13 protein-coding genes are annotated in these 13,895 nt (G+C 63.7%); 11 read left to right on the top strand and 2 right to left on the bottom strand.

Annotated elements, in window-relative coordinates; all coding sequences use genetic code 11:
• Positions 1-23 precede the first annotated feature (23 nt).
• Positions 24-1,709: an ABC-F family ATP-binding cassette domain-containing protein gene (locus AC1DBD_RS08710; RefSeq protein ID WP_476981891.1), complete on the bottom strand. Its 1,686-nt coding sequence runs from the start codon at positions 1,707-1,709 to the stop codon at positions 24-26.
• A gap of 5 nt (positions 1,710-1,714) precedes the next feature.
• Complete coding sequence (locus AC1DBD_RS08705; RefSeq protein ID WP_476981890.1) at positions 1,715-3,115, bottom strand: recombinase family protein; 1,401 nt, start codon at positions 3,113-3,115, stop codon at positions 1,715-1,717.
• Between the two features lie 732 nt (positions 3,116-3,847).
• Here AC1DBD_RS08705 and AC1DBD_RS08700 point away from each other — a divergent pair.
• The 11 genes from AC1DBD_RS08700 to AC1DBD_RS08650 all read left to right on the top strand — a co-directional run bounded on the left by AC1DBD_RS08700 (position 3,848) and on the right by AC1DBD_RS08650 (position 13,824).
• Entirely contained in the window at positions 3,848-4,399 is a 552-nt protein-coding gene (locus AC1DBD_RS08700) for a hypothetical protein (protein WP_476981889.1), read from the top strand.
• Positions 4,396-4,635: a hypothetical protein gene (locus AC1DBD_RS08695; RefSeq protein ID WP_476981888.1), complete on the top strand. Its 240-nt coding sequence runs from the start codon at positions 4,396-4,398 to the stop codon at positions 4,633-4,635. The genes AC1DBD_RS08700 and AC1DBD_RS08695 overlap by 4 nt, the downstream gene beginning before the upstream one ends.
• Positions 4,632-6,140, top strand: a complete 1,509-nt coding sequence (locus AC1DBD_RS08690; RefSeq protein ID WP_476981887.1) for a hypothetical protein — start codon at positions 4,632-4,634, stop codon at positions 6,138-6,140. Before AC1DBD_RS08695 ends, AC1DBD_RS08690 begins: the two co-directional genes overlap by 4 nt.
• Positions 6,141-6,229: 89 nt before the next feature.
• Positions 6,230-7,876 (top strand): hypothetical protein, encoded by a 1,647-nt coding sequence (locus tag AC1DBD_RS08685; RefSeq protein WP_476981886.1) that lies wholly within the window; start codon positions 6,230-6,232, stop codon positions 7,874-7,876.
• A gap of 78 nt (positions 7,877-7,954) precedes the next feature.
• The gene (locus AC1DBD_RS08680; RefSeq protein ID WP_476981885.1) at positions 7,955-8,881 is read left to right on the top strand and encodes a hypothetical protein; all 927 of its coding nucleotides are present in this window, start codon (positions 7,955-7,957) and stop codon (positions 8,879-8,881) included.
• Positions 8,882-9,060: 179 nt separating this feature from the next.
• Positions 9,061-9,477 (top strand): hypothetical protein, encoded by a 417-nt coding sequence (locus tag AC1DBD_RS08675; RefSeq protein WP_476981884.1) that lies wholly within the window; start codon positions 9,061-9,063, stop codon positions 9,475-9,477.
• Between the two features lie 11 nt (positions 9,478-9,488).
• Positions 9,489-10,655 (top strand): phage major capsid protein, encoded by a 1,167-nt coding sequence (locus tag AC1DBD_RS08670; RefSeq protein ID WP_476981883.1) that lies wholly within the window; start codon positions 9,489-9,491, stop codon positions 10,653-10,655.
• A gap of 247 nt (positions 10,656-10,902) precedes the next feature.
• Entirely contained in the window at positions 10,903-12,171 is a 1,269-nt protein-coding gene (locus AC1DBD_RS08665) for a hypothetical protein (RefSeq protein WP_476981882.1), read from the top strand.
• A complete protein-coding gene (locus AC1DBD_RS08660; RefSeq protein ID WP_476981881.1) occupies positions 12,171-12,917 on the top strand; it encodes a hypothetical protein in 747 nt (248 codons plus the stop codon). The genes AC1DBD_RS08665 and AC1DBD_RS08660 overlap by 1 nt, the downstream gene beginning before the upstream one ends.
• A gap of 26 nt (positions 12,918-12,943) precedes the next feature.
• Positions 12,944-13,378 (top strand): hypothetical protein, encoded by a 435-nt coding sequence (locus tag AC1DBD_RS08655; protein WP_476981880.1) that lies wholly within the window; start codon positions 12,944-12,946, stop codon positions 13,376-13,378.
• A complete protein-coding gene (locus AC1DBD_RS08650; protein ID WP_476981879.1) occupies positions 13,369-13,824 on the top strand; it encodes a DUF6093 family protein in 456 nt (151 codons plus the stop codon). The genes AC1DBD_RS08655 and AC1DBD_RS08650 overlap by 10 nt, the downstream gene beginning before the upstream one ends.
• Positions 13,825-13,895 lie beyond the last annotated feature (71 nt).

Here is a 13,895-nt window from a genome sequence, read left to right as displayed (position 1 = left end):
TCACTTCATCGGCTGGCTCTACCTCAGCGGACGCGCTCGACGCGTTTTTCGTCCCACACCGGCTCGGCCGATTCGTAGACCTTGCCGTCCGAGCCGAAAACCAGGAAGCGGTCGAAGGTGCGGGCGAACCAGCGGTCGTGCGTGACGGCCAGGACCGTGCCCTCGAAGTGGTCGATGGCGCGTTCCAGTGCCTCGGCCGAGTGCAGGTCCAGGTTGTCCGTGGGCTCGTCGAGGAGCAGCAGGGTGGCGCCGGAGAGCTGCAGCAGCAGGATCTGGAACCGGGCCTGCTGGCCGCCGGACAGGGATTCGTACTTCTGCTCCGACTGCGACGCCAGGCCGTAGCCGTCCAGCGCCCCGGCCGCCGCCTCGCGTCCCAGCCCGGAGCGGTGTTCGTCGCCGCGGTGCAGGATCTCCAGCAGGGTCTTGCCGAGCAGGTCGGGCCGGACGTGGGTCTGGGCGAAGAAACCGGGCCGGATCCGGGCGCCGAGTTTCACGGCGCCCTCGTGCGGGACCTCGGCGATTTCCACATCGGAGACGGGCAGGTGCTCGCGTTCCGGGTCGGTGCCGCCGGTCGCGAGCAGTCGCAGGAAGTGGCTCTTGCCGGAACCGTTGGAGCCGAGCACCCCGACCCGGTCGCCGAACCAGACCTCGGTGGAGAAGGGCTTCATCAGCCCGGTGAGCTCCAGCTTCTCGGCCACGATGGCGCGCTTGGCCGTGCGGCCGCCCTTGAGCCGCATCTGCACGTTCTGCTCGATCGGCAGTGCCTCGGGCGGGCCGGCCTCGAGGAACTTCGCCAGCCGGGTCTGCGCGGCGTGGTACCGGTTGGCCATGTCGGAGCGGAACGCGGCCTTGTTCTTGTACATGTTGACGAGTTCCTTGAGCTTCACGTGCTCCTCGTCCCAGCGTTTACGCAGCTCCTCGAAGCGGGCGTTGCGGTCAGCGCGGGCGTCGACGTAGGAGCCGAAGCCGCCGCCGTGGATCCAGGCGCCGGCGCCGTTGATGCCGGGCTCCAGGGTCACGATGCGGCCCGCGGCGTTGTTCAGCAGCTCGCGGTCGTGGCTGATAAAGAAGACGGTCTTTTTGGAATCGTTGAGCTTGGCTTCCAGCCAGCGCTTGCCCGGGACGTCAAGGTAGTTGTCCGGCTCGTCGAGCAGCAGCAGCTCGTCGGGTCCGGCAAACAACGCCTCCAGGACCAGCCGCTTCTGTTCGCCGCCGGACAGGCTCGACGCCGGCCGGTGCTGCGCGCGGTCGAAGGGCAGGCCGAGGGCGGCCATGCAAACCTCGTCCCAGACGGTCTCGACGTCGTAACCGCCGGCGTCGCCCCAGTCCACGATCGCCTGCGCGTATTTCATCTGGGTGGGCTCGTCGTCGTGCTCGATCATCGCCAGTTCCGCCTCGTCGACGGCGCGCGCGGCGGCCGCGAGTGCGGGCGGGGCGGCGGAGACCAGCAGGTCGCGGACCGTGGAGTCGTCCCGCACCTGGCCGACGAACTGGCGCATGATGCCCATGTTTCCGGAGCGGCCGATCACGCCTTCGTCCGGAACGAGGTCGCCGGAAATGATCCGGAACAGCGTCGTCTTGCCAGTTCCGTTCGGCCCGATCAACGCCGTCTTGGTGCCGTCGGGGACCTTGAACGTCACCCCGTTGAGCAGCTGGGTGCCGTCGGAGAGGAAGTAGTCGATGCCGGAAACGTCCACATAGGCGCTCAAACCGACTACTCCCACACCGCACGCACGGAAATGGCCCTTTTGCCCCCGGATGGGCCGTTTTCCCAGTCGTGGAGCTGGATTTCGGAGACCAGGCGGCTCAGAATCTCGCGCTTGCCCCTCGCGGGCAGCTCCGGCCACGAAACCAGCAGCATAGGCACGATTTTGGCCGGTTTGACCGTCGAATTGGCCTCCACGAGCCTCAATCGTGCTTCCGTTGCCGATTTCTCGTCCGCCAGCTTGGCCTTCAGGCGCTCGTAGACCTCTGTGGAGACCTCGCCGTCGAGGTATTTGACGGTCAGAGTGTCGATTCTGGTCTGATTCTTGCCCAGATCGGCTCGCAGCTGCCCCGCCTTGCGCTCCATCCCCGAGACCTTCGGCGGCTCCAAAGTAGATGCTTTTGCATCGACTTCCGCCGCAATATGGCCCAACCATGCTAAAACGGCCTTCTCGACGTACCGATCCGAGACCGTGGAGGCCTTGTGGGTGCCCTTCTGCTGCGCGTCGAGGCAGGTGTACCTCTGGTAGGCCACGCCGTTCTTCCTGATGACCGCTCCGGCCATCCTCGACCCGCAGTGGCACCGCAGGAGACCGGAGTAGGCGTAGTCGGAGGCCTCGGAGCGCGGGCGACCGCCCCTGGCGTCCCTGCGGGCGCGGTACTGCAGCCATTCGGCCTCGGAGATGACGGCCTCGTGGGCGCCCTTGACGTGCTCGCCCTTGCTCCAGACGTATCCGGCGCCGAAGCCCCGGTCCAGAATCCTCCGCAGTGTGCCATCGCGCCAGCCGGTCTCGGGCTCGAAGCCCTCGGACGCCGCGTAGGCTGCCAGCTCGCGCAGCGAGGCGCCCGCGATGAACCGGAGGTAGAGCTCGCGCAGCACCGGGCCGCTGGCCTCATCCGGGACGTACCCGCCCGCCTTGGTGTAGGAGTAGCCGAAGCGCGGCAGGCCGTGGTGCGGCAGGCCGTTGCGTAGGCGCCGGGCGTGGGTTTCCTTCCAGGTGTCCCCGATCCGCTCCGACTCGAAGGCCGCGAACTCGGTGAGCATCCCTCGGGCGAGCCTGCCGGTCGAGGTGGAGACATCGACCTGCTCGGTGGCGCTCTCGATCCGCCCGCCGTAGGTCTCCACCTTGTCGGCGGCGACGGCCCAGTCCAGCCGGGAGCGCGAGAGGCGGCTCCACTTCCAGAGGATGATGACCTCGGCCTCGCGGGACTCCACGAGCTCCATGACCTTGGCGATGCCTGGCCGCTTCCACGTCCGCCCGGAGATACCCGGGTCCGACTCCACGGCCACCACCTCGTAGCCCTGCCCCACGGCGTAGTCCCGGCAGGCGCGTTCCTGCAGCTCCAGAGAGATGGACTCCTCCTTGAAGGTGGACTGGCGGAGGTACAGCGCGGCTCGGGGCTTGCTCATGACCGGATTCTATCTTTTTCCGGCGAGGGGGTTGACCTATGTTTTTTGCGCTGGTAGGTTCATTCCACAGGCACACAGACACACGAGGAGCAGAGATGGCGACAAGGGACGAGGCGATCCAGGCAGCAGCCGAGGCGCTGGTTTACTGGACCACCGCCGAGGAAGCTCAGGAAGCGGCCTAATCAGAATTGGCTGATTGTGAAAGATCAGCCGCAAGCAGTACCCGGGTGACCGATCAAAAGGAGCTTCGGGGAAAGTCCACCGAATTTGTAGCATCCCGGCAAAATGAAAGCCGGGACGAGTGCCCTAGTCGAGAAGGGGCTAGGTGGATGAAGGCAGGTATCCCATCTGGTGACGGGACGGGTTTGATTCCCAGTGAGGTCGGTTCGATTCCGGCACTGCCTACTAGAGCAGCATGATCCGTTCGGCCCCCATTTAGGCGGCACGGCGGCGATGGCTCTAGCCGGAGGGCACAAACTCTGGCGGGGTGATGTGTCCCAGCGAGTAAAGGCTTGGCTGGGTGCGCGGAGAAATCCGCGTATGGCGCATGTTGGTCTCATACGGGACCGGCAGGCGCAGTGGTTCAAATCCACCACACCCTACGGCGGTCAAATACCGCTCCCATGAGTAAGACCCCGGACTATTCACCCGGACAGCAGGCCCCAGTTGACTTCCACCGGCTGGGGCCTTGTTGTTTCGTATGCCGAACGCCCGGTCTAGTAAACTACAGGCATGGAAGACGGCGGCAACACACTCGACATGCTCACGGCGCAGATAGTCAACTATCGCGTCAAGGGCTACAGCTTCGATGAGATTTCCGTGAAAATCGGTGTCGAGCCGGAGGAAATCGTCAAGCAGTGGCGCGAGTACCTGAACTCACAGACCGTGATGTCTCCCGAGGAGCAGTCCTTCCTCCAGTTGCTCCGACTCGAAAACCTTCTGGTCAAGGCCAACGACCGGCTGCGGTACGCCGACAAGGCCGAGGACCTGGAGCTGGTCATCAAGCTGCTCAAAGAAGTCGCCGCCCTGCAGGGTATCAACAAGGACATGCAGAAGGACGCCAGCGACCGGCTCGTGCAGATCACGCAGGCGCAGACCACGATCATCCTGCAGGCCATCTTCGCTGTCTCCCACGGTCTGCGGCTCCACATCGAGCAGGCCTTCGAGAAGCACAAGACCATCAAGGCGATCAAGGGCGAACTGCTCGGGCCGTCCTTCACCGAAGTGTTCAACAACGAGGCGCAACGCGCCCTGACGCAGGAAGCCGAAAAGGAGCAGTCATGAGCGCAGCAACCGAGGGTGTCTTCACCAAGGATGTCACCGAGATTCTGGACCTGTTCTACGCCAACGACGGCGCCGAGCCCGACTGGGCCGCGATCAAGACGCGCCTGTTTGCGATGGAGGAGTCCTACTTCACCGTCATCGTCAACATCCTCCGAGCCATGTGGGCGCAGTACGAAGACCCCGCCAACTTCGCCACCATCATGTTCCGGCTGAACCAGGAGCTCGCTGACAAGTGAGTATTCTCGACGCGATGAGGCAGGCCAGCGCCGAGCTGGAGCAGGCTGCCCTCAACGAGCGCTACAAGACCGACATCGCCCTGTGGGCCAAGGACAAGCTGGGCTACACCCTCTGGTCCAAGCAGGTGGAGATTGCCAACGCGCTGCTGAAGTACCGGCGCGTGGCGGTCAAGTCCGGCCACGGTGTAGGCAAGAGCTTCGTCGCGTCCATCATCATCGCGTGGTGGGTGGACACCCGCAAGAACGTAGACTCCCTCGCCGTCTCCACGGCGCCCGTGCAGGATCAGCTCGACATCATCTGGGGCTACCTCCGCAATCACCACATCAAGGCGATGCAGCGAGGGATGCCCATGCCGGGCCGCATCACGCTCGATCACGACTGGCGCGGGGACGACGACTCGGAGCGGGCCAAGGGACGCAAGCCCTCGAACACCAACCAGCACGCCTTCCAGGGTCAGCACCGCCGCCAGGGTGTCCTCGCAGTCATGGACGAGTCCTGCGGTATCCCCCAGACCATCTTCACGGGTGTGAACGCCATCACCACGGGCCGGTACGACATGGCGCTGGCCATCGGAAACCCCGATGACATCAACACCCCGTTCGGGGAAATCTGGAAGAACGACTCCCAGACCTGGCACAAGATGACCCTGAACTCCTACGACTCGCCCAACATCACGGGCGAGCCCTTCCCCGAGGAGGACTCGGGCGGTCTGGTGACCCAGAAGTGGATTGACGACATGAAGCTGGAGTGGGGCGAGGATTCCCCCATGTTCAAGTCCAAGGTGCTCGGGGAGTTCTCCGAGGGCAGCGTCAGCACCCTGTTCACCGTCGGCACGCTCGCCGTTGGCAGGTTCACCGAGCTGGACATCAAGCAGGACTCCAAGCCGCGCCTCGGCGTTGACGTGGCCCGCATGGGCGATGACTACACCGTTGTCTACAAGTTCCAGGACGGTGTGCTCCGGTTCCTGGACAAGTGGGCCAAGGCGGACACCGTGGAGACCTCGGCACGGATCGTGCAGCTGGCCTTCAAGGAGGGCGCCTCCGAGGTCCGCATCGACGGCGTGGGCCTCGGCGCTGGCGTCTATGACCAGGTGGCAGCCAAGTCCGAGGGCCGCTTCGAGACCATCGGCATCATCGGCAACGCGGCCTCCACGGACATCGACAAATGGATCAACACCCGCGCCGAGATGTACGACGAGGTGCGCCGCCGCATGTTCATGGGCCAGATCGACATTGACGGCGACGACACCCCGCTGAACAAGGAACTGGGTGAGCTGGAGTACCACTTCAAGAACGCCCGCAGCTCCCTGCAGATTGCCTCGAAAGAGGAAATCCGCAAGAAGACCGGCAAGTCCCCCGACTTTGCCGACGCTGCCATGTACGCGGCGATGGAGCTCTCGATTGATCCCTCGGACCCGGTGAGCAAGATGAAGCCGGGCGAGAGCTTCGAGACGCTGCCCGAGGAGTTCCTGTTCGCGCACGAGACCGTCATCTCTCCCTTCTGACTCTGTAGGCCTGTAGAAAAGTCCGGGACGGCACCATTTGATAAACTTGGTGCAGGCCGTCCCGTTCTGCCGCAGACTTTAGGAGTCCCATGTCCAGGAAAAGCGTCACCCGCGCAAAGTTCTCGCCGCACGCGGGCTCCCAGATGGCGAAGCTCCTGGAGGTCGAGTCCTCGAACGCCGCACTGGCCGTGGAGAACACCGCGCTGAAGGAGATGGCCACCGAGCTCTCGGAGTCGATGGCCGACGTGCAGCTCGCGCTGGATAACATCGGCTGGCGCCCGCTGGGCGAAGACCTCGGAGACCTGAACGAGATTCCGCTGGCCTCGGTCAAGAAGCACACGGCGGTCACCCGCGCCCTCGCGGTCATCAACCCCCTCATCAAGCGCGGCCTCGCGGTGCGCGGCGCGTACATCTGGGGCAACGGGATCAAGCTGGACGGGCTGGAGGTCACCGACCCCTTCTGGAAGTCCCCGAACAACCAGAAGTACCTGCTCTCCAACAAGGCCCAGCTGGAGATGGAGAACTGCCTCGGCACCGACGGCAACTTCTTCCTGCTGGTGACCAAGAAGTCCTCCCGGGTCAAGGTGGACAAGGTGACCCGCATCCCGTTCGGGCAGATCACCGGCACCGTCACGGACCCCGACAATGCCGAGGACATCTGGTTCTACCGGCGCGAGTGGGCCACCATTGTCACCCGGCCCGGCTCGGACGATGAAGACCGGATCGACAACGTGGAATACTACCCGGCCATCGACTACGACGTGGATGCGAACGGCAAGCCCGCCCGCTTCAAGTCCAAGAAGGTCAACTGGGACTCCCGCATCGCGGCGCACAGCGTCAACAAGCAGACCGGCTGGAAGTGGGGCGTCCCCGACCTGCTCGCCGTGGTCTTCTGGGCCAAGGCCCACAAGGAGTTCCTGGAGAACCAGGCCACGCTGGTCAAGGCCTACTCGCGCTTCGCCTGGAAGGTGGCCGCACCGTCGGCGGCGAACGCCCGCGCAGCCTCCACCAAGGTGGGCACGGCCCCGACCATCGACCCGATGACCGGCCAGCCGCAGGGCGTCGGCGCCACTGCCGTGACCGGCCAGGGCACCACCATCTCCTCGGTGGGACGCACTGGCGGATCGGTGGACTTCAAGGCAGGTCTGCCACTCGCGGGCTACGTCGCTGCTGGCCTCAGTGTGCCCCTGAACGAGCTGACCGCCGACGCAGGAGAGGCCAACCGCGCCTCAGCCGAGACCCTTTCGAGCTCCAACGAGAAGGTCATGAAGGCACGGCAGGCGGAGCACCAGATGTTCTACGAGTCGATCTTCGCCTACCTCGGCATGGACGTGAAGGTATCCTTCCCGAAGATCGAGGAGGAGGCCGTCTACCGCCAGATTCAGTCCCTCGTTTCCCTGCTGCCGGTGAACGTCTTCAGCGACAAGGAGATGCGCAAGCTCATCATCCACGCGCTGGGCATCGCGGACATGGACCCGGAGAAGGTGCCGACCAAGGAGGAGCTGGGCAACCTGATCCTCCAGGCCACGATGGCTGCCGAGGCTGCCGACAAGGCAGCTGCGCAGGCCGAGAAGCTGGCCAAGCAGCAGCCCGCCCCCGGTGCAGGAGTCCCCGGCGCCCCCGGAGCGGCTGGCGCACCGAAGCCCAAGAAGGACGCCTCGACCGCTCCGTCCAACGGCGACAACTCCTACCGCAAGGACAAACAGCAGGCCGCAAGGTCTGGTGCAAAGGGCTAGACCCCTGTAGGTTGGTGTTTATTTCCGTTCGTCTAAATGCCTAGCTGGTAATATGGATTTAGACGAACGGAGATTTCCATGCCCACGCAGTTGCTCGAAGCCAGCAAGATCAGCCCGGACAGCCTTACAGGCGCCGTATGGCGCATCAAGGTCATCGAAGGCGACCGCAAGGGGAGCTCGGCCTTCTACCCCAAAGAGGTAGTCGAGGCCGGAGCCCCGCTGTTCAAGAAGGGCACCCGGGTGTACGGGGACCACCCCACCCAGGACTCCAAGTGGAACCTCCCTGAGCGCAGCTACAAGGAAATCATCGGCGTCTTCGAGACCGATGCCGAGTTCGATGGCAAAGACCTGTACGCCAACGTGAAGTTCTACAGCGAGAGCCGGGATTTCATCAAGGAACGTGCCGTGGATGGCGTGATCGGAATGTCGATCCGGGCCTCCGGCGAGGTGGAGGAAACCGCTGACGGCCCCGTGCTGAAGGCGTTCACCTCGGTTGCCTCAGTAGATGTCGTCACCACAGCTGGTGCCGGTGGCGGATTCGACAAGTTGCTCGAATCCGCGAGAGAAAATTCTGCGCCCGAGGGTGGCGCAGAGCCCCTAGAAGAAAAGGAAACATCCGGTATGGATAAGGAACTGGAAGCGGCTCTGACTGCCCTCATCGAAGGCGTCAACAAGCTCACCGAGCGTGCGGACAAGGAAGACAAGGCCAAGGCCGACCTCGAAGAAGCCGACCGTAAGGCCAAGGCCGAAGCAGGCAAGCCCGTCGAGGTCAACCCGCTCGACGTGGTTGCCAAGCTGGCCGAGTCCAAGCTGGCACCGGCCTCCCAGGCTCGTGTGCTCGAAGCAGTCAAGGGCGGCAAGGAACTGGCCGAGGCGATCACCGCCGAGCAGGCCTACGTCAAGGAAATCGCGGAGTCCGCTGGCTCCGAGTTCCGGGGCAACGGCTCCGAGGAAAAGCTGGAGGAAGCCGGTAAGAACATCGGCACCTCCATGTTCGGTGACTAACTAGGCGGTGGTCTGAATCTCGTCCGCCGCAGACGGCCTTTCGGGGCGATGCGGCAGGGCGGGCCAGGCGCTTCAAGAAGTGATTCATCGAGCGTCTGCCCGCCCGCTGGTTACTAGCTCTGTATCAAATTCTCATGCCGTACAATTGTAAATAGGTACGGCTACCCGAAAGGCGTGACATGAAGAACTCAGTTTTCAAGGAAGCGGATTACATTTCCCTTCCGGTGCCCACGGGCACCAAGTCCGGTGCGCCGCTGCGCATCGGCGTCCTCAACGCAGTCACCGTCACCGCTGAAGGCTCCGTCACGGAGACCATCACGCTGGGTGCCGGTGCCTCCATCACCCAGCCTTCCGGCTCTGCCTCCGGCAACGAGCCGGGCTTCGCCTCCGTTGCGCTGAAGGGGTCCGCCAACTTGACGGTCACCGGAGCCACGACTGTCGGTGGCCCGGTCTACATCAAGGCCGACAACACCCTGACCACGACCATCGCCGCAGGCTCGAAGCTCTTTGGCGTGGCACTCCGCGTCAAGACCGCTCCGGCTGGCCCGGTGCTGGTCAAGATCATCAACAACGGCGTAGCCGCAGACGCGGCATAAGGAAGGCTGAAATGACTATCCAGACCATTGCAGAAGCCGGTAAGATTTTCGGCTTCGCACTCGAAGGTGACCGCACCGCGCAGGGCCGCGTCAAGGCTCTCGTGGACGGCACCGCCTACATCACGGAGTCCTTCTCCACCTCGGACCTCGCGGCTGCCTTCGGCATCGGCGTCTCCCAGAAGCTCAAAGCGCAGTACGCCAAGCGCGTGCAGACGTGGAAGGACTTCGCCGTCGAGCTGAAGTTCAACGACTTCAAGCCGCAGTGGTTCCGCGAGTTCAACTTCGATGACAACGTGGGCCTGGACGAGAACGGCGGCGCCAAGACCAAGCCGCAGTCGCTCCCCCGCGTTCCTGAAGGCACGGAGTACCCCTCCTTCGGCTTCACCACCTCCGCGTCGGGCATCATGCTCTACAAGGAAGGTGCGCGGTTCCCGTTCACCTGGGAAATGGTCATCAACGATGAGTGGAACCTCATCAAGTCCATCCCGACCAAGATGCTGGAGCTCGCCTCCAACACCGAGGACACGGAAGCCTACGGCATCCTCGCCTCGGCAGCTGGCCCGAACTCGGTGACCTTCTCGGCCCAGAACGGCAACCTGAACGCAGGCAGCCTGTTCGACAAGCAGTACAAGCTGTCGCTGGACTCCCTGGCTCTCGCCAAGAAGGCCATCCGTGCCCGCAAGGTCAACGGACGCTATGTGACGGTCCCCAAGTTCCGTCTCATCGTTCCGACCGCCATGAAGGACCAGGCCGAGTACCTGCTCTCCGTCAAGGAGCTCACGGTTCGCAACGCCAACAACACCAGCGAGGTCAAGGCTGGCACCACCAACTCCGACGTGGCGCTGACCGCGACGGACTGGCTGCCGCAGATCGACCAGTCCGCCAACGCCGCCACCACCTGGTACTTGGTGCCGGACGGCGGCAAGGACGGCACCCGTGACTCCATCGGTGTTGCCTTCCTGCAGAACCACGAGGCTCCCGAGCTTCGTATCTCCGGCCAGGGCGGCAACTACCTCGGTGGCGGCGCCGTTCCCGGCACCGAAGGTTCGCTGCTGAACGACACCGCTGAGTACCGCGTCCGCCACGTTGTGGCTGGTGCGTTCCTCAACGGACAGGGCCTCCTCGCCTCCACGGGCGCCGAAGCCACCGCTCCTCCGGCTCAGTACATCGTGCCGTAGTCTGCACCACGAAAGCCCCCCGGTTGATGACCTCACCGGGGGGCTTTCCCCATTTCCGGCCCAATCGAACATCCTGTAGAATTGTGAGTGCTTGCTCCTGTGTGGTTGTTTGCGAAACCCCCGGCTCGTCGGTTGCTCCCCGGCGAGGCCGGGGGTTTTCTTTTGCCAAGGGCCTGTACGTCTGCACTCCGGTAGAATGGACTACATGCCTACAGACTGAGGCTACACAGACAAGAGAGGCCCACCGATGGCTGTACTCCCCGAAGACCTCCCCTCCGGTCTCGTCACAGGCCAGTTCTACTTTGTCTCCGAGGACGCTGCGGACCCCGACACCAACCCCGACCTCACGGTCGTCGCAGGCAATGTCGTCTTCACCTGCTCCGCACCTCTCCTCCGTGTGCCCACTGCAGCCGCCACTGTCATTCCTTTGGAGTTCAAGGCCAAGTTCGACGCCAGCGGCCAGCTGGTTTCGGCCAGCGACACTTCAAACGGCATACGGCTGCCCGCCACGGACTCGGACCTCTACAACCCCACCGGCTTCACTTGGAAGGTCAGCTTCGACCTCGTGCAGTCTTCCAACGGGCATACAGTCCGGGGGCTGGATTCTTTCGACATTCAGGTGCCCGCGAACGGGACCGTGGACTTGACCACGGCAATGCCTGTCAGCACCTCGCCGGGAACTCTCACCGTGCAGGGTCCGCGAGGACCGCAGGGCGAGCCTGGTCCCGCTGGGAGCGGCACTGGCGGCGGAAGTCTGACGATGGGCACTGTTACTACACTGAATCCCGGCACGCCTGCCACCGCAGACATCACCTCCGATGTACTGACGCTGGGCATCCCCCGAGGCGCTACAGGCGCTACAGGCGCTACGGGCATCCAAGGCCCCAAGGGGGATACTGGTATCCAAGGCGCTACAGGTGCTACGGGCATCCAAGGCCCCAAGGGGGATACTGGACTTCAAGGTGACACGGGGCTGCAAGGGCCAAAGGGTGACAAAGGCGACCAGGGAATCCAAGGCATTCAGGGAATCCAGGGTGCTACAGGCCCGAAGGGTGACACAGGCGCTGCGGGCGCGACGGGAGCAACCCCGGACATTTCCGGCAAGCAGGACATCAACACCACCGTAGCCGCCAAACCTGCCTCTGCCATACGCAGCCTGAACCTGAACTACGCTGCAGACTCTACTAACCCCAACACCTTTGAGCTGTTCATCCAGGGCGTCATCAAGCTCTGGCACAACGAGTGGGGCGCCCTGCGGGGCACCAGCCCGTATGCTTGGGGCGATGCGCTGGTCCGTGCGATCCGCGCACAGGGCGACGGCATCACGTCCGGCAACTTCATCGAGCTGCAGGACCGGCGTACCGGAGCCAACAACAACATCATGTATGCCCGCCGCTGGGCGGACGGTGCGCTGGTGCGCAATGGGATCACAATGGCCGACAGCATTGTCCTCGGGCCTTCAGACCCCATCCCAGCAGGTCTGCCAGCTGGAACCATCGTTTACAGGACCGCGTAGTGGCGGTCCTCAAAAAGTGGTCCGGCGCAGGGCTGAGTCCTGGCGTCGTCACGACTTCCACAGCGGGCACCGGGGATTCACCGTTCAATGGCTTCAACGGTGATCCGGGTGGCACCTACCCGAATGTGGTGTCCAGCGGCCCGCGCAGCCCTCAATTGGAGTTCCCGACAGCGAACAGCAAAAGCGCATCCCCATTCTGGGACTTGCCGACGCTGACGCAGTGTGCCGGGAGGTTTTACTTCACAACTCCCACCGTTTGGAACTCGGTATCTCACGCGATTGCGCAGATGGCCTTCGGCTCGACACTCTGCGCCCGAATCAACATCTCAGGTTCCGGCGCTCCGGGCCAGCTGCGCATCACCAACGCTGCCGCCACACAGGTGGGCGCGACCGCGAACAACACCCTGGCGCTGAACACGCGCTACCGGGTGGAGTGGACGCTGGATCAGGTGGCCGGTGTATTCACTGTGAACATGTACCTGGGCGATAGCACCACGGTATTCACCACCCTCTCGGCAACGAGCAACTACGGGGCCAGCTGCAACCGGGTAGTCTTCGGCAACTACTCGGCTGCTGCCGTGCCGCTGATGCAGTTTGATGACTTCGCTGTCGCTGATACCTCCTCGTTCATTGGACCAGCTGCAGCATCGGCTACACCAACGATCAAGCTCTGGAATGGAACTGCGGAAGTGGCGGTCTCTGCCAAGCTCTGGAACGGCACGGCAGAGGTGCCGCTGAGTCTGTAGTTTCATGCTCAGGTAGAATGGTCTACATGGCAACAGACCTCTTTCCCCTCGACCCGGCCACTTCGGTGGGGCAGCTGCGTCTGCTCATCTCTGACTCCCAACAGCGCAAAGACCCGGGCGACCCTTCTCTGCCTGCCGAGTATTACTTCTCCGACGGCTTCCTCGAAGGCTTCCTCTCGCTGAACAACGGCAACCTGAAGCTGGCTGCTGCCGACGCGCTGCTCGCGCTGGCCACCAACGAGTCGATGGTCTCCAAGAAAATCCGCAAGGAGAACCTGCAGACCGACGGCCCCGCCGTCACCAACGCGCTCCGGCTCGTGGCGCAGGACTACCGCACCCAGGGCAAGGCAGACCAGGCAGACCTCGACGCTGCCGACGGCTCCCTATTCATCGTGGACTTCCAAGACCCGGTGACACCCTTCGACACCTTCGAGGCCCAGGCCGGTGTGCTGTGGCGCTAGGCACGTCGGTCTTCAGCGACGACTGGCACACCCACCACCGCGCCACCATCAACTCGACCATGACCGCCCGGGTGAAGATCGAGCGCATCAAGGGTGCCCCCAAGTACAACGTGGCCACCGGCAAGTACGAGGGCGGCGAGATGGAGCTGCTGTACCAGGGCCGCGCCAACATCGACCGCATCGCCCGCCCGACCCGGCGCGAGTTTGTCTCCGACTCGGCGGACAACCAGATCGTCCAGGTGCAGTTGCCCATCGACGCCGCGTTCAACGAGGCCGATCCGGCTCCGGTGGACCTGCGCTGGCAGTCCAATGACCAGCTCACCGTCCTCGACAACGAGGCCCTGACCATGCTGGTGGGCGAGCAGATTTACCTGCGCGGCTGGTTCGGCGCCTCGGAGGACTGGGCACACACGCTGCACTTCGGCTTCAACTCCAAGGAGTCCTGATGACCACTGGGAAAACTCTGACCGCAGAGGAAGTCACCAGCATGAGGCCATACGAACGCCAGCAGGGGGGC

The sequence above is a fragment of the Arthrobacter sp. 10T419 genome, assembly GCF_056394105.1.
The sequence above is the reverse complement of the archived record's forward strand: the minus strand, read 5'-3'. Positions and strand labels throughout refer to the sequence as shown.